Source organism: Nonomuraea angiospora (assembly GCF_014873145.1).
Classification (GTDB): domain Bacteria; phylum Actinomycetota; class Actinomycetes; order Streptosporangiales; family Streptosporangiaceae; genus Nonomuraea; species Nonomuraea angiospora.
Genome location: NZ_JADBEK010000001.1, coordinates 5,224,755 through 5,241,096 on the forward strand (window position 1 = coordinate 5,224,755; position 16,342 = coordinate 5,241,096).

General features: G+C 69.6%; 11 protein-coding genes. 7 read left to right on the forward strand and 4 right to left on the reverse strand.

Annotated elements, in window-relative coordinates; translation table 11 throughout:
• Positions 1 to 136 precede the first annotated feature (136 nt).
• A complete protein-coding gene (locus H4W80_RS23590; RefSeq protein ID WP_192787084.1) occupies positions 137 to 1,609 on the forward strand; it encodes a serine/threonine-protein kinase in 1,473 nt (490 codons plus the stop codon).
• A 237-nt stretch (positions 1,610 to 1,846) separates the two neighbouring features.
• On the opposite strand, the gene H4W80_RS23595 is transcribed toward H4W80_RS23590, so the two are convergent.
• Positions 1,847 to 2,362, reverse strand: a complete 516-nt coding sequence (locus H4W80_RS23595; protein ID WP_225963618.1) for an SMI1/KNR4 family protein — start codon at positions 2,360 to 2,362, stop codon at positions 1,847 to 1,849.
• Between the two features lie 342 nt (positions 2,363 to 2,704).
• Here H4W80_RS23595 and H4W80_RS23600 point away from each other — a divergent pair, with 342 nt between their 5' ends.
• Positions 2,705 to 3,724 (forward strand): hypothetical protein, encoded by a 1,020-nt coding sequence (locus H4W80_RS23600; RefSeq protein WP_192787085.1) that lies wholly within the window; start codon positions 2,705 to 2,707, stop codon positions 3,722 to 3,724.
• 119 nt (positions 3,725 to 3,843) lie between these two features.
• On the opposite strand, the gene H4W80_RS23605 is transcribed toward H4W80_RS23600, so the two are convergent.
• Positions 3,844 to 4,446: a hypothetical protein gene (locus tag H4W80_RS23605; RefSeq protein ID WP_192794447.1), complete on the reverse strand. Its 603-nt coding sequence runs from the start codon at positions 4,444 to 4,446 to the stop codon at positions 3,844 to 3,846.
• Positions 4,447 to 4,510: 64 nt separating this feature from the next.
• Positions 4,511 to 5,749: a benzoate/H(+) symporter BenE family transporter gene (locus H4W80_RS23610; protein WP_318787021.1), complete on the reverse strand. Its 1,239-nt coding sequence runs from the start codon at positions 5,747 to 5,749 to the stop codon at positions 4,511 to 4,513.
• A 108-nt stretch (positions 5,750 to 5,857) separates the two neighbouring features.
• Here H4W80_RS23610 and H4W80_RS23615 point away from each other — a divergent pair, with 108 nt between their 5' ends.
• The 5 genes from H4W80_RS23615 to H4W80_RS23635 all read left to right on the forward strand — a co-directional run bounded on the left by H4W80_RS23615 (position 5,858) and on the right by H4W80_RS23635 (position 13,379).
• Positions 5,858 to 6,400 carry an XRE family transcriptional regulator gene (locus H4W80_RS23615; protein WP_192787087.1) on the forward strand — a complete coding sequence of 181 codons (543 nt, stop codon included), beginning with the start codon at positions 5,858 to 5,860 and terminating at the stop codon, positions 6,398 to 6,400.
• Positions 6,401 to 6,437: 37 nt separating this feature from the next.
• The gene (locus H4W80_RS64595; protein WP_192787088.1) at positions 6,438 to 6,935 is read left to right on the forward strand and encodes a tetratricopeptide repeat protein; all 498 of its coding nucleotides are present in this window, start codon (positions 6,438 to 6,440) and stop codon (positions 6,933 to 6,935) included.
• Positions 6,936 to 7,516: 581 nt separating this feature from the next.
• Entirely contained in the window at positions 7,517 to 8,395 is an 879-nt protein-coding gene (locus H4W80_RS23625; RefSeq protein ID WP_192787089.1) for a hypothetical protein, read from the forward strand.
• Between the two features lie 856 nt (positions 8,396 to 9,251).
• The gene (locus H4W80_RS23630) at positions 9,252 to 12,377 is read left to right on the forward strand and encodes an amidohydrolase family protein (RefSeq protein ID WP_192787090.1); all 3,126 of its coding nucleotides are present in this window, start codon (positions 9,252 to 9,254) and stop codon (positions 12,375 to 12,377) included.
• Positions 12,378 to 12,473: 96 nt separating this feature from the next.
• A complete protein-coding gene (locus H4W80_RS23635) occupies positions 12,474 to 13,379 on the forward strand; it encodes an ADP-ribosylglycohydrolase family protein (RefSeq protein ID WP_192787091.1) in 906 nt (301 codons plus the stop codon).
• Positions 13,380 to 13,522: 143 nt separating this feature from the next.
• On the opposite strand, the gene H4W80_RS23640 is transcribed toward H4W80_RS23635, so the two are convergent.
• Positions 13,523 to 16,318, reverse strand: a complete 2,796-nt coding sequence (locus H4W80_RS23640) for a helix-turn-helix transcriptional regulator (RefSeq protein ID WP_192787092.1) — start codon at positions 16,316 to 16,318, stop codon at positions 13,523 to 13,525.
• Positions 16,319 to 16,342 lie beyond the last annotated feature (24 nt).

Below are 16,342 nucleotides of genomic sequence, written 5' to 3' on the forward strand. Positions count from 1 at the left end.
CGTCGGCTCGCACCGGCCGACCCCTGCGACACCCGCATCTGGAGGAACAGCCAGTGGAGAAACTCGCGCCCGCCGGGCCCGGACCGCGAACGGCCCACTTATGCGACGATGACGCGCCCTGCCGCACGGCGGTGGCATGACGATGATGCTGGCAGGCCGCTATTCGCTGATGTCGGAGCTCGGCCAGGGCGGCATGGGCACGGTGTGGCTGGCCGTCGACGAACTGCTGCGGCAGCAGGTCGCCGTCAAGGAGGTACGGCTGCCCGCCGATCTGGACGAGGCGTCCCGGGCCGAGCTGACCGAGCGGACCCTGCGTGAGGCGCGGGCCGCGGCGCGGCTGCGTTCGCATCCGTCGATCGTCACGGTGCACGACGTCGTCATGGACAGCGGCCGGCCGTGGATCGTGATGGAGCTGGTCAACGGCCGTTCCCTCGACCGGATCGTACGCGAGGACGGGCCGCTGCCGCCCGCCCAGGCCGCCTGGGTCGGGCGGCACGTGCTCGACGCGCTGGCCGCCGCGCACGCGATGGGGGTCCTGCACCGCGACGTCAAGCCGGGCAACGTTCTGCTCACCCAGGACGGGCGGGTGCTGCTGACCGACTTCGGCATCGCCACCGTGGCGGGGGACGCCGCGCTGACCCAGACCGGCCTGCTGAACGGCTCGCCCGGCTACATCGCGCCGGAGCGGTTGCGTGGCGAGGTCGACGGCCCGGAGGCCGACCTGTGGTCGCTCGGAGCCACCCTGTACACGGCGGTGGAGGGCAGATCCGCCTACACCGGCCCCAATGCGGCGGCCGTGATGGCGGCCGTGCTGCTGCACGAGCCCGCACCCCCGCAGCGGGCCGGCGCGCTCACGCCCGTCCTCGCCGCGCTGCTGGAGAAGGAGCCCCAGCGGCGCTGCCCTCCGGCGCAGGCGGCGGCGTGGTTGCAGGCGGTGGCCCAGGGCGACGTTCCCGCGGACACCCGCCCAACGGCTCGGCGGCGGCCTGCCTCCACGGGGCGCCGGTTCGCCGTCGTGGGCGGCGCGCTGGTTCTCGCGCTCTCCCTTACGGCGGGCGCGGTGATCTGGGGGATGAGCCGTCCCGGGGAGAGCGCAGGCCCCGAGCCGACCCGCGGCACCACCTCGCCGGCCAAGCCCGTGTCGTCCTCACCGGCCGGGAAACCGCTCTTCGGCACCGGCCTGCACTCCTGCCGCGTGCTGACCCCCGCTCAGGTCAGCGCGCTGCTCGGCAGCGCGCTCAAGAACGACTATAAGGACCGGAAGATCTGCCAGTACTTCGGCACCAACGGCTCCTTCGCGGCCGTCTCGCTCTTCCGGGTCCCCACCCTCAAGGGGGCCAAAGCCAACTTCGTCGGCATCAAGCAGACCTTTCAGGATCTGCGGGACGAGCATCCGGACATCAAGTTCAGCCGGACTCCGGTGGTCGGGGAGGAGTCGTTCGCGTCCGTCTACCGGGCGAACGGCACGTACACGGCCAACATGGTGTTCCGCATGGCCAACGTCACCGCCACGTTCACCTACAGCGGCCCGCGGTCCGGGACGAAGGCCCTCGGGCAGGCGGCCGCGTCCGTGGCCGCGGCGATGGAGAGGGCCCGCCCGGCGGGCTGAACGGCGGCCGGCAGCACGCAGACAGCGCCACCCCGGTCAGCCTTCCTGAGCGAGGTCCAGGAAGAGGGCGGCCGACCAGCCGAAGGCGGCCCCGCGCGACGGCCGGTCAGCGGGTTCCAGTACTCGTGCAGGCCGCCGCCGTCGCGGACCATGGCCGGCGTGCGCCTCATCCAGCCCTATGCGGAAAGGGCCTGCCTCGACGCTGTCCTGAGCGCACGAAGGAATCGTGAGTCGTACTCAGCGGCACATCGCGTCGATGAGATCCGAGAACTGCGGGAACTCCGCTCGTGCGGCGGCCACGATCTGGTTGGGGGCACGGCGGCGGCCGGGTGCGTGTCGCTCGGCGATCGCGCGGAAGGCCTCATTCGGCTCCGCAGGGAAGTCGGGATCCCTGAATGCCTCTCCGGGGCCCAGACCGGCGGCGAACAGCCAGAGGAGGTCGCCGAGATCCCGAGCGATCACACCACGCTCGCCCTCGGAACCGATATAGACAACGGGCTGATCGATGATCGCCGCATCGGGCCGTACCAGCCAGAAGCCAACGTAGTCACCCGTCCCGGTCGCGCCGAAGAAGCGGAACTCGCTGCCGTCGACCTCTTGGTTGCCGGTCCACAGGCGGAACCACCACGCCGTCCGGTCGGGCTCCTCGAACTGGTCGTATGGCTCGAAGTCACAGCCGCGGGCCTCGTCGGTCTCCTCGTCCCACTCCCACTCGAAGCCGACCTGCGCCACCTCGTCCAGGGCAGTGGGCAATGCGAGATCTTGAGATATGTCCGCCACCCCGACAGATTAAACGATCACCGAAGCCTTCCACCGCCCGGTCGATGCCGCCTACGAACGCCGCCTCTCGCCGTCACCATCCATCCCTCCGGGATCGACACGACCATGCCCAAAACCATGGCACGCGGCAGATCCCGTCAACGATCAGCTCATCGACCTCACCGACGCCGTTCTCCGCGGCTTCCCGGCGCCAGGACCAACTCCGCCGAGTTGGCGCTGACGGTGTCGATGGAGCGTTCGAGGCCACGTTCTAACCCTGGAGAAGTAGGGGGATTTGCGCCACCATGATCGCATCGTCTCGACGAAGGAGGCTGCTTGGTCGTTTTCGCCTGTGCAGGATGCGGCGCCGTGATGACCGCGAGGCTGTCGAGAGTGGCGCTTCCCGACCACTCTGGCCAGAAGTACGGCCATGGCCTGCTCCCCGGTCTTCTGGAGCCAGGAACATACGCGGTGGACACCGGAGACGGCCGGCCTTGGCGACCATTGCAGCCCGAGCCGGAAGAGCATGGCGTCCGACTACAGACGTACTGCATCACGGGACCCCCGAACAGGATCGGGATCGCGCCGGGCGACGTCCGCGGAACCGTCTTCATCCCGGAGCGGTTGGGCGGCTGCTGTTGCGGCTGGGACGGCCAGTACGGTCCCAACCTGGCCTGCGCGGGGTGTGGCCGTCCGGTGGCGACCCGCGTCGACGACTGCGGGTTCTGGCAGGTGGTGTGGCTGGAACCGGACTCCGTACGCCCTGTCGCCGTCGATGGCCCCGTCCAGCGAGTGATGGACTGGGAGGAACTGCCGAGCACGCCGCCCGTTGATCAGCGTGGCTTCTGGAGCCCACCGTGGGAGGCTGCGGTCGCGGTGGCACTGGCGCACCTGCTGGTGGTCTCGGGTGGTAAGCGGGTGTCCGTCCCTGAAGGGCCTGTCGCAGAGGCGTTTCGCCGAGCGATCGACAGTCTGCTCCCTCCGGGGCCACCGGAACGACACCTCGTCCTGGCCGGGCCCGGCCTGTCCGCCGACATCACGGACATCGCCCTGGTGCCGCGGCATCCGCAGACCGGTGAGGTATGGCCGTGCGACGCAGGAGCGGTGGTGCCGCTGGCCGCGGACGTGTGGACGTACATGGCCTTCAACGACGATCGGCGGCTCGTGCCGGCGGCGTACGGGATGCCTGCCGACGTTCGCCGCGATGATCCACCCCCGCTGCTGCCGCACAGTCTTTTCAGTCCCGATGGGCGAGTGTTCCTCAGCGCGCTGGAGCGGCTGGCGGCGGTTCGGCAGCCGTGGTTGCGTCGCATCTATGACCGGGTGAAAGCTCATCCGGGCATGGACCCGTTCTGATAGACGTCGGGCCTCGAACCCGGGCGCATACGCCACTACCAGCTTGGTCAGCCGACCCGGCAGCCCGTTCTCGCCGACCAGCTCCGTGCCCTCGGCGCGGGCCTGGTCGGCGTCGCACTCTACGATTCGGCTGAGCCTGTTGCTTGGGAGGTTCTACGATGCCTGCGTCTCCGCGTCCTCGGCGTGACCGTTCGTCCTTGACGACCTGGATCCGCCGCCTGTTCTTCCAGAATCGGTCCCATCCGCGCGATGCAGCCACCGGCCGTGAGCTGGGATTCTCCGGCATGGCGGCCGATGTCGTCATCGACGATGAGTATCGTCTCGCGGAACTCCGACGTGACCTTGCCGATCAGCTCCGGCACGAACTCGCCGAGCACATGATCCTCGCCGCCGATGAATTGAAGAAGGCGCTGGAGTCGCGCGGTTACCGAAGGTCCGCAGAAAGCCTCGGCTGCCGCCCTTGCACTGATCGCCGATCTCGCCCAGGCAGTGATCACCGAGCAGGGTTGGAAGGCTTGGCCGACCTGCCCGGCACACTCCCTTGGGCTGTATCCAGAACAGGCGGGCGGGGCGGCGGTGTCCAACCGAGCGACGGCGAAGCGGCGCATCATGCTCATCGCGCCGGCGGTGTCCCAGCGGGCCCGGTTCAGCAACCGCTGGGTGGCGGCAGGCGACCATTCCCCGGCGCGCTCGGCGATCGTCCATCCGTTACGTTCGGGCAAGTCGGGACATGACGGCACGGGGATGTTTCGATGCTCGGCCGTCCGTTGGACAACACCACTTCCACTACGACGACCGATCGGCCGACATACCAGCCACCCGGCTCTCGAGACGTTCCGCCCCGGGTTGAGCGGTGGAGGACGGTCGCTGTTCCAATGGCGGTCGCCTGTGCAGCAGGAGTGCGGTCAGGCCGCCCGCGACCAGGCCCCAGAACGCCGCGCCGATGCTCAGGATCGTCATCCCCGACGCGGTGACCACGAAAGTGACCACCGCGGCCTCCCTCCCCTCCGGTTCGGTGACCGCACCGGCCAGCGACGAGCCGAGCGCCGACAGCAACGCGAGGCCGGCCACCGCGGTGACCAGCACGGGTGGGGACAGCAGCACCAGAGCCATGGCCAGGCCGGCGCCGAGGCCGAGCGTCAGCTGTCCGGTGCCGAGGGCAACCGTCGCGATCCACCGGCGGCCGGGGTCAGGGTGGGTGTCCGGGCCGGCGGTCATCGCCGCGGTGATCGCGGCCAGGTTGACGGCGTGACCGCCGAACGGCGCCGCCGCCGCGCTCGCCAGGCCGGTCGCGACGAGGACCGGGCGCAGGGGCGGCGCGTACCCGTATGTCGCCATGACCGCCATACCGGGGACGTTCTGCGCGGCCATGGTGACGAGAAACAGCGGGATGGCGATGCTCACCACTACGGACGGGTTCAGCGTCGGGGTGGTCAGCTCGACCGCGGGCCGCAGCGCCGCGCCGGACAGGCCGTTGCCGGGCCCGTGCACCGCGATGGCGATGACCGCCACGACGAGCGCGCCGGGAACGGCCCACTGCCGCAGGTACCGCTGCAACACCGCCCAGGTCAGGACGACGGGCACGGCCAGCAGCGGGATGTCGACGACGGCACGGACCGGTGCGGTGCACAGGCTGAGGATGACGCCCGCCAGCATCGCACCGGCGATCGGACGCGGGATGGCGGCGATCGCCCGGGCCGGCCAGGGCGACAGACCGGCGAGGACGATGAGCCCGGCGCAGACGATGAACGCGCCGACCGCGGCCGGGAAGCCGCCGGGTACGGGACCGGTCGCCACCAGCAGCGCCGCGCCGGGGGTGGACCAGGCGATGCTGATCGGCATGCGGTATCGCAGCCCGAGGAAGATCGCCGCGGCCCCGATGCCGCAGCAGAGGGCGAGCAGCCCGGACGCGGCCTGCCCCGGCGTCGCCCCGACGGCACGCAGCCCGGCGAGCACGACGGTGAACGAACTGGCGTAGCCGACCACCGCGCTGACCAGCCCCGCCATGACGGCCTGCACCCGCACGCCCACTCCTCAGTGTCGCCAGACTCCCAATCGTTCCGTTTACGGAACGAACCATAGCCAGGTGGCCACCGCGGGACAAGTGCGGCGGCGGAATGCAAGGATTGCCGGATGGACGGCCGTGAGACGGATATCGGGAGCCGGCTGCGGCGATTGCGCGAGGCCCGCGGCATCTCCCTGTCGGCGCTGGCCCGCAGCGCCGGCATCGGCAAGGCCACCCTGTCCGGCCTGGAACTGGGCACCCGCAACCCGACGTTGGAGACGCTCTACGCGGTGGCAGGAGCCTTGGGCGTACCGTTGACGGCCCTGGTTCTGGAGCCCGGCGCACCGCCCACGGAGGCCGTCCGCGTGCCCGGCGCCGCCGTCACGGCCACACTGCTGGAGGTCTTCGAGGAGCCGACCGCAACGTACGAGTTGCTGCGCATGCGCGTCCGCCCCGGCATCGTGCAACACTCGCCACCCCACGCCCCCGGCGTGACCGAGCACGTCACGGTCTACGCGGGCGTGCTGCGCGCCGGCCCGGCCGACGCCCCCCTGCTGGCCGCGCCAGGCGAGCACATCTCCTGGCAGGCCGACGTCCCACACATCTACAGCACCGTCGGCCCGGACGAAGCACTGGCCACCCTGCTGATCCGCTCCCCCCGACAAGCCTGAGCCGCCGAATCCACGCCGCCCGGCCCGACAATCATGAGTGCTGATCTGCTTGCGGCCGCCGCGCTCAACGCGCCATCGGCCGGCGCCGCACCCACCTGGGCGAGGCTCAGCAAGCTCTCCTCCATCGCCACCAGGCCCTGACCCTCTACGAGGAGATCGCCGACCGTCAGAGCAGGCAACGACCCGTGACAGTCTCGGCTACATCCACCGCCGCCTCGGCCACTTCGTCCAGGCGGTCACGCGCTTCGAGCGGGCGCTGGAGCTGTTCCGCGAGCTCGGGACCAGGTCCTTCGAAGGCGGGGCGCTCCACGCGCTCGGCGACGCCCACCATGACGCCGGAGATCTCGATGCCGCCCACCGCGTGTGGCAGGACGCGTTCGGCATCCTCGACCAGCAACGAGCGCACCCTGGACCGGCCGGCGCAGCGCGACGGGCACCGGCCACGCGCCCTCACCACCGACGACACGGTGCTCAGAGGACCGATCGGCGCCCAGGGGTCCGGGATGACATCACCTGGACCCCTCGACATCTATGAACTACAGGTTACGCCTTACTTTGCGGGTCATCCCCACCTCCTCCCAGGAGGGCGCGGTAAGTAGCGATGATGGCCGCGACGATGGCGGCGAGCGAGCCTAGAACGATGACCAGACCGGGGTTGAGAAACGCCAAAACCCCCAACACGGATCCCGCGACCAAGAGAAGCACGGCCAAGACTCGCCGACATTTCCCATGCATGGTGATGCTCCCCTTTCCTGGGAGAGAGATGGGCGCGGACAGGAGCTCACCCCGAGACTGGACAAGCGGCGCTCCTTCGGCGCGATCAGTTAAACCCGTAAATCGCAATCTTGCTAGCCGTCGGGCAGCGTCGGGACGGCTTAAGCCAACACGTCTGCGCTTAGGACAGCCGTGGACCGTCTGGGTGTGCAAAGATCGGGCGAGGACACTTTGGGACACTGTCTGCACACGTCGAACGCCGAGCTGGGACTAACTGGGACATCGGACTCGGCTTTGTAAACGCTCGTTCACGAGCCGGCGGTCGGTACCATCACGTCATCAAGGGGCCGATTCCCGTGCCGGCCCACACTGCATCTCAGGGGAAGGAGGAGTGCTCGTGCTATGTGCGAAGAAGAATCAGCCGATGATCTAAGTGCCATCAGGACATGGGAAGAAGCAGTTGACGTACTGAGAGCGATACGAGCAACGAAAGATAGGCAGAGCTTCCGCGACCTGCATGAAAAAATGGACCGCGCCAGCCGAGAGGGCGAGCTTCGCTCGGACCGCGTCGTCAGCAGATCCAGCCTGCAGCGGGTGTTCACGAAAGGCCAGCAACCTAAAACCAGCCATCTGATCGGCATTCTGTATGCCTTAGACGTTCCCCGTGAGCAATGGAATGCATGGCGCGACCTCGTAAAACGTCTTCAGCGCCCCCAGCAGAACGAACACGACGAGGCCCTGCGCACGCCATGCCCAAGGGAACATGCTCAAATGACACGCAGGCTCGCAGGCATGCAAGATGAGCTCGAGCTCCTCAAAGACATGCTAGCCGGAGAACACCAGGCAGCAGCGGCCAGCAACAAACTACTCCTCGACAAGGAGGACGAACTGGAGGACGCACTTCAGAGCCTCAAAGAGACGAAAGCAGAATACGAAAAAGGGGCAGCTCAACTTCGGGAAGCCGAAGGAGTCATCCAGAAACTAACAGCTGAGGCCAGGGCCGCCCGCAGGGAGATCCAGGCCGTCAGATTCGACCTTGGCAGGGCTCAGATCAAGCTGCGGAACGGCGACCACGACTCTCAGCAGCGCAGCACCTCCGTCCGATTGGTACGCCCCTACGTTTCGAACTTGTCCCAAAACGAGGTCCACAGTCAGATCGCTCCGCCGCCTGGCAGAGATGAACCAACCGCTCAGGGTGTTGATGGTGAGCGTGACGAGCGGCCCCCCGCACAACAGGTCCAAAAGGACCATTCCGCCACAGATCAGAAGCCCTTGGATTAGACACGCCCGCAAAGCCGGCTTCACAGCCGAACTGCACTCCCAAAGGAAGGCGTTGGTCTGCTCATGCCCTCCGCCGGCAGGCAGGGGCAGTGCATCGACGCAGCGGAGTCGGTCGTGACCGGGCATCCGGCAGGCGTCCGCGTCGGTCCGGCGCAGAGGCCCCCGCAGAGCGGGGAGAGCCAGGGCCCGCCGATAGTTCCGCACCCCAAGGAAGTCGCCCCATGTCATGATCGTCGACAAGACGGAGCGCTACCCTGCGGCGGCTGAGCCCTTCAAGGGCTCAAGCACTCGCGCGGGGCCGAAAGCGAACCTTTTGCAGTCGATGCCCTTCTCGGGCACGTTCTGGGCGGAGTCCCAACGCTCCTCCACCCGGCCCGGCGGGCGAACAGCGGCAGAGCCAGATCCACCAGCTTGGGCAGCGCGTGACGCTCCCGCGGCATCACCGCCACGCCTGGGAACACGTTGAACATCCGCTGAGCGACTTCGGCCTGCTTCTTGCGGGCGACCTCGCAGGCTTGGCTCATCGAGTTCACACCGGGCGATCCGGTTCGACGCAGACCCAGGAAGCGGTCCGGTCCCGCCGGTTCCCTTGACCAATTCTGTTGACCGACGTATGTAGATTCCTATGCACACACTTTAGTCAAGCAGGTCCCACTGTCCTCAATGAACACATCAGCCCACCTCTCCTCGATGAGTCCTCGACAGGCGAATGGTGGCGATGATCAGCCGGATGAACTCCAGGCAGATAACACATTTCGCGCGATGACTATCTGACCATGCCTAAACAGTGGAGTGAAAACCCCCGATGTCTCACTCACCGGTTCCCCCCAGCGTGTTCACCTCCGCCTCCGGATCGATGTCACGCCCGTCCCGCCGGGCCGTCCTGGCGGGCGGCGGTGCCGCCCTCGCCGCGATGCTCGCCCCGGTCTCACCGGCGCGGGCCGGCGTAGCGGGGAACGCCGGTAAGACATCGGTCGCCGCCGGCACCGACTTCGGCGTCGCGCCCTCGCCCGACGGCCGCCTGCTCGCCCTCGACCTGCTCGGTGTCCTGTGGGTCTGCTCCGCCTCCGGGGGCACCGCCCGCAGGCTCACCAGCGATCTGTACGACATCGCCCAGCCCGACTGGTCCCCCGACGGATCTGCCATCGTGTTCCAGTCGTACCGCGACGGTGTCTTCAACCTGTGGACGATCCGGCCCGACGGGTCCGCGATCACGCAGTTGACCACCGGCCCGTTCGATCACCGAGAGCCCCGCTACAGCCCGGACGGGCGCACCATCGCCTACTCCTCCGATGCGGGGGGCAGCTACGGGATCCACCTGCTCGACGTCGCCACCGGAGCGAGCCGCGTCCTGACCGACGGCTCCGCCGAGGAGTACGAGCCGGCCTGGTCACCCGACGGGAGCAAGATCGCGTTCGTCGTCGCCGACACCAGGATCGACGTCATCGAGGTCGCCACCGGCACGCGCAGCACCGCGGTCACCGTAGCCGCCGGTCAGGTCATTCACCAGCCGTCCTGGCTGCCGAACGGCACCGACCTCGCGTACCACCTCTTCCACTCGGGCGCCAACGATCTGGCCGGCACCGCGGGCACCCTCGTCAGCGGCGAGGAGGTCTTCCCGTTCCGTGCCCGGTTCGCGCCGGACGGACGCTATTACTACACCTCCGCGGGCACCATCAAGGTACGCCGCCTCAACTCCGCGTCCGTCGGCACCATCGGCTTCACCGCCGCGCTGACGACGACGACTCCGAAGTACAAGAAGAAGGTCCGCGTATTCGACGAGCCCGGGTCATTTCCCGTTGTCGGAATCGGCAGCCCGGCCGTGTCCCCGGACGGCTCCGCCGTCGCGTTCCGCGCGCTCAACGACATCTATCTGATGCGCAACGGCGGCACGCCGGAACCGCTTTTCCGTGACCGCTGGTGGAAAGCCGACCCGGATTTCTCCCCGGACGGGCGGCAACTGGCATTCGTCACCGACCGTACCGGCACCCTCAATATCTGGGTCCGTGACCTGAGCACCGGCGCCGACCGGCAGGTGACCCACCTGACCGACTCCGCCGCCCTGTCGGCCCGGTGGTCACCCGACGGCAGGGAGATCGCCTACCTGGACCAGGACGGCGCCCTGTGGGTTGCGGACGTCTCCACCGGCGACATCCAGAAGATCTTCAACGCCACCTTCGAACCAGGCCGCCCGACCTGGTCACCCGACGGCAGAACCCTTGCACTGGCCGCGGTGGTGCCGTACTCACGACGCTACCGCGAGGGACTGTCCAAAATCCTGCTCGTCGACCGGGCCACGGGCGCCGGCACGTACATCGACCCCGCTCCGCACCGATCCCTGCAGACCCGCGGCGACGACGGCCCTGTCTGGTCACCTGACGGCACCATGCTCGCCTTCGCCATGGAATCGGTCCTGTGGGTCCTGCCCGTCGACAAGACCGGACGGCCCACCGGCAGCGCCCGGCAGGTCACCCGGGAGGTCTCCGACGCCCCGGTTTGGGCGGGCGGCTCGGCCACCCTCCTCTACCTGAACGGGGGACGTCTCAAGAGCGTGCGCCTCGACGGCAAGCCCGCCCGGTCGATTCCGGTGCGGCTGACCTGGCGCAACGACACCGGCCCTGACCAGGTCGTCATTCACGCCGGCCGCATGTGGGACGGCGTCTCCAGCAGCGTCGTCCGCGACGTCGACATCATCGTACGAGGCCAGCGCATCGCCGCGGTCGAACCGCACCGGGACGGGCGGCCGGGCACCCGGATCGACGCCAGTGACAGGTTCGTCATGCCCGGCCTGATCGACATCCACCATCACCGGGAAATGCAGGGCTACGCCTACGGATCCCGACAGGGTCCGCTGTGGCTCGCCCTGGGCGTCACCACGACGCGCTCACCTGGCTCACCTGCGTACCACATGGTCGAGGAGCGCGAGTCGGTGCAGTCCGGCGCCCGGCTCGCACCGCGCTACCTGGGCACGGGCGAGGCCATCGACGGGGCGCGCATCTACTACAACTTCATGCGCCCGACGTTCTCCCACGACCAGCTGCGGCTCGAACTGCAGCGGGCCGCCGCCCTCGACTACGACATGTTGAAGTGCTACGTACGGCTACCGGTCGTATGGCACAGGGAGGTCATCGACTGGGCCCACCGCCAGGGCAAGCCGGTCAGCTCGCATTACCACTATCCGGCGATCGCCATGGGCGGCGACCAGACCGAGCACGTCGGCGCCACCAACCGGTTCGGCTACTCACGCACCGTCACGAACGTCGGCTCCGCCTACTCCGACGTCATCTCCATGTTCAACGCCTCGAAGATGGCCAGAACCCCCACCCTGTTCAACTCCTCGATCCTCTACAGGGAGGACACCTCGCTGGTCACCGACGAACGAGTTCGCCGGCTCTACCCGAACTGGCGGATGGCGCAGCTCCGGACGACGGTCACCACGGCGCAGACCGCCGACCCGGCGGCGGTCCAGGTGATCCGGACGAACCTCGCCAACCAGGTCGCGCAGCTCACGGCGATGATCCGCGGCGGCGGCGTGGTCACCGCCGGCACCGACGCACCGATCGACCACCTCGGGATCAGCCTGCACATGAACCTGCGCGCCATGGTCAAGTACGGCCTGACCCCGCGCGAAACGCTCACCGCCGCGACCAGCACCTCCGGGGCCTACCTGGGCCTCCCACTGGGCAGGATCGCCAAGGGCATGTACGCCGACCTGGCCATCGTCGACGGCGACCCGCTGTCCCGCATCGAGGACGCCGCCAACGTCACCGCCGTCGTCGTCGGCGGCAGACACCACACCGTCGAGCAGCTCCTCGCGCCCTACCCGTCCTCCACCACCACCGACCAGGCGACACCCGCCACCTCCGCGCCTCCCGGCAAGGTCAAGGAGCGCGTCCCCGTCCACCAGAGCACGGCGAGCCACTGGTGGAACGACCCCGCCCAGCTCGAGGGAGCCCGAACCGCCTGCTGCCACGACCACTGAGCTCGCATCCATGAGTCCTCCCAGGATCCCGCCGACTTCGAGGAGATGGCCTCCTGGGAGGTCGGCGACCTGCCGACGTACTTCACAATGAGAGTGATGTCAGCTCAGCTTCTGGCGCGGGCCGCAGCCTCCCTCCATGGCCTGGCTCTCGGCGACGCCTTCGGTTCCCAATTCTTCCTTCCGACCAATCGTCACGCCCTCTCCTCCCGCCTTCCTCCACCCAGTCCATGGCAGTGGACAGATGACACCGAGATGGCGTGCTCCGTCTATCGCGTCCTGGCCGACCACGGCACCATCGACCAAGACGAGCTCGCCGCCAGTTTCGCCACCCGTCACGACTTCGACCGCGGGTATGGCCCCGCGACGAACCGCATGCTCCGGCTGGTCAGGGAAGGAGGCGACTGGCGGGCGCTTTCGGCTGAACTCTTCGACGGCAAGGGCTCCTGGGGCAACGGCGCCGCGATGCGCGTAGCACCGCTCGGCGCCTGGTTCGCCGACGACCTGACACACGTCGTCCGACAAGCCGCCCTCTCGGCACAAGTCACCCACACTCATCCTGAAGCGGTGGCCGGCGCCATAGCCATCGCAGTGGCCACAGCCGTAACCGTCAGCGAGCCCGACCTGTCCGCCGGGCATTTCCTCGATCGCATCCGCGCGCACGTGCCCGCGAGCATGGTTCACGACGGCATTGCCGAGGCTCGGCAGCTCCTCACCATCAGCGACCCCACGCTGGCCGCCCGGATGCTCGGCAACGGGCGGCAGGTCACCGCTCACGACACGGTCCCGTTCACCCTCTGGGTGGCGGCTCGTGAACGCCATGACTTCGAGGCGGCCATGTGGACCACAGCGGCGGCCGGCGGGGACGTCGACACCACGTGCGCCATCGTCGGCGGCATCATCGCCGCTTCCGAGAAGAATCACCTTCCGCCGCACTGGAGAGGAAGATGCGAGCCACTACCGGACTGGGCAGGCGCCCCACCACTCGACCATGAGGCCGGCTGATCCCTCGGGATGGGTTACCCGCTCACGGTGAAGCGCACCGTCACCAACGCCAACGGCACCGTCACGACCACGCTGCCGGCCGGGCGGGACTGCCCCTGACCTCCTCGTGGCGCTCATCTCGGGGAGGTCAGGCGGCCGCAGAGCTAGATCAACTCGTGCCGGTGGGCGGCCGTGGCGGCTTGGACGCGGCTGCGTACGCCCAGCTTGGCGAGGATGTTGCTCACGTGCGCACCCGCCGTCTTGACCGAGATGAACAGCTCCTCGGCGATCTGCCGGTTGGTACGGCCGTCGGCGAGCAGGCGCAGCACGTCCCGCTCGCGCGGCGTGAGGCCGAACTCGCGCCCCTCGGCCGGGCCGCTCTCGTCCTGCGCGGCGAGGGGGATCCGGGCCAGGCGCGCCAGCCGTTCGATCCGGGCGCTCAAGGGCTCCGCCCGCAGGCGGCCCGCCTCCCGGGAGGCGCTGGTCAGATGGGAGGAGGCCGCGGAGCGGTCGCCCGTTCCCGCGGCGTGTTCCGCGGCCCGCAGGAGGGCCAGAGCCCGCGGGTACGGCTGGCGCAGCTCCCCCCACGCCGCCGCGACGCATGGCCAGAGGTCCGGCCGCCCGGTCTCGGCGGTGCAGGCGAGGCGGTGGGCCTCCTGGACGGGACCGATCACCGGCAACGTGGCCGCCATCTCGGGCAGGCGGGCAACAGGCAAGGACGCCCCCGCCTCGAGCACGGGCCACAGGTAGCGCGGGCTCGTCCCTGCGCCGCCCAGCGCCTCCTCCACGAGCCGGGCGGCGTCGGCCCCGCGCCCCTGCGCCTTGCGCAGATCCACTTCCAGCCGCACCAGCAAGAGGTGGTCCTGCGCGTAGGACGTGCCCCTGGTGAACACCTCGCGGGCATGGGTCACGACGTTCTCGGCGGCCGCGAAGTCGCCTCCGGCCAGCGCGATCGTGCCGGCCAGCACCATCAAGTAGGCGCGAAGGCTGGGCGTCGGGGTGACCCGCAGGGCGTGCTCGACGATCTCGGCGGCCTCGTCCCACCGGCCCAGCGCGATCAGCGCCTCCGCGAGGTTGCCCGCGTGGATCGGCCCTGCGGTCCGCGCGAGACCCGACCGCGTGGCGGCGGCGAGTCCCTGGCGGGCCGCCTCGGCCGCCTCGGCGTACCTGCCGGTTCCCTGCAGGACGTCCGCCTCGCAACGGCAGGCGTGCAGAAGCGCGCCCTGGTCACCGATGCGGCGGGCCGTCGCCTGAGCGTCCTTCAGGTGAGGGAGCTGGGCGTCGAGGTCGCCGGCACGCGCCCGCGCGTACGTCAGGTTGACGGTGGCGATCACCTCGGCCTTGGCATCGCCCGCGGCCCGCGCCGCCTCCAGCGCCTCGCGGGCGGCGACGCGGCCTTCCTCCTCCAGCGGGACCGTGAGGAGGCGGTTGGCGAGCAGGTTGAGCACGGTCGCGCGTACCGGATGGCCAGCCGGGGTGAGCCGAGCGGCTTCGCGCAGATCGTCCAGATCGCCCGGCACGCCGAGGAGGTGGCGCAGTTCGCCGCGGTGGGCGAGCAGCCAGCCGGCGCGCGCGGGATCGGCCTCGGCCGCGAGCGCCGTGTCGACCAGTCGCACGGCGGTCGCGTTCTCACCGGCGGCGATGGCGGCGCGTACCGCTTCGTCGAGCACGTCGGCCTTGGACACGGCCGGATCCGGCACCTGATCCCACAACTCCAGCACGCGAAGCAGCATGTGCAGCTGTTCGGCGTACGCCAGGGACGCCGCGGCCTCGGCGGCGGCGCGGCGGGCGGCCGCCAGCGTCTTGGCCGGACGGCGTCCGGCGGCGTGCCAGTGCAGGGCCGACTCGTACGCCGCCCGCCCCAGCGGGGCGAGCTCAGGGCTCGCCTCCAGCGCTTCGGCATACCGTACGTGAAGGTCCCCCCGTTCCCCGGGAAGCACGTCGTCGTAGAGCACCTCCTGGATCAGCGAGTGGCGGAACGCGTACACCTCATCCTCGATCAGCAGGAGGTTCGCGCTCACCGCGGGGCGCAGCGCGTCGGTGAGGCCGGCGTCGTCCAGCCCCGTGACGGTGCGCAGCAGCGCGTGGCCGACCCGGGTGCCGCCGGCGACGGCGGCCTGGACCACTCGCCGGGTCTCCCCCGGCAGCCGGTCGAGCGGCGTGATCAGCAGGTCGCGGATGGACGCCGGCACCGGCGCGCCCGCCCGGTCCGACAGCGCCTCCACGAACAGCGGGTTGCCCTCGCTGCGCCGGAAGACGTCCTCGATGACCTCGGGGGCGGGCTCGCCGCCGAGCAGGCCGCGGAGCTGCCGTACCACCTCGTCCCTGCCCAGCCGGCCGAGCTCCATCCGGGTCGTCCAGGCCCTGCGGTCCCATTCGGCCAGCACCGGGCGGAGCGGATGCGTACGGTGCAGGTGGTCGCTCCGGTAGGTCACGACCAGGAGGAAGGCCGCGGCCGCCTGCTGGTTCCTGATGAGGAAGTCCAGCAGCTCCCGGCTGGAGCGGTCGCTCCCGTGCACGTCCTCGGCGACGATCACCAGGGGCCGCTCCTCGGCGAGGCTCTCGAACAGGGTGAGGATCTCCTCGAAGAGCCGCGCCCGGGTCAGGGCGGGATCGCCGTCGCCGGCGGGCCGGCCCAGGAGCGGGAGCAGCCTGCCCAGCTCACCGGGCTCGCCACGGGGCAGGAGGCGGAGGAAACGCTCCGTGCCGAGCTCGCGCAGCAGGCGGCGCAGCATGGCGGTGAACGGCGCGAACGCCAGGCCGTCCGCGCCCACCTGGGGACAGTCGCCGGAGAGCAGCCACGCCTGTCCCGCCAGCGGCGCCGCGAACTCGGCGAGCAGCCGGGTCTTGCCCACCCCGGCCTCGCCGCCGAGCAGCACGGTGGAGGAGGAGCCTTCCCGGGCACGCGCGTAGGCCTCGCCCAGAGCGGCCAGCTCCGTGTCCCTGCCGACGAAGACCATGGACACAGGCTCTCAGACCGGGAT

What these genes read in the sequence shown, in the direction of transcription:
- H4W80_RS23630 (WP_192787090.1), top strand. Translation starts at nt 9,252, where the DNA reads ATGTCACGCCCGTCCCGCCGGGCCGTCCTGGCGGGCGGCGGTGCCGCC.
- H4W80_RS23635 (WP_192787091.1), top strand. Translation starts at nt 12,474, where the DNA reads ATGTCAGCTCAGCTTCTGGCGCGGGCCGCAGCCTCCCTCCATGGCCTG.
- H4W80_RS23640 (WP_192787092.1), bottom strand. Translation starts at nt 16,318, where the DNA reads ATGGTCTTCGTCGGCAGGGACACGGAGCTGGCCGCTCTGGGCGAGGCC.
- H4W80_RS23590 (WP_192787084.1), top strand. Translation starts at nt 137, where the DNA reads ATGACGATGATGCTGGCAGGCCGCTATTCGCTGATGTCGGAGCTCGGC.
- H4W80_RS23625 (WP_192787089.1), top strand. Translation starts at nt 7,517, where the DNA reads ATGTGCGAAGAAGAATCAGCCGATGATCTAAGTGCCATCAGGACATGG.
- H4W80_RS23615 (WP_192787087.1), top strand. Translation starts at nt 5,858, where the DNA reads ATGGACGGCCGTGAGACGGATATCGGGAGCCGGCTGCGGCGATTGCGC.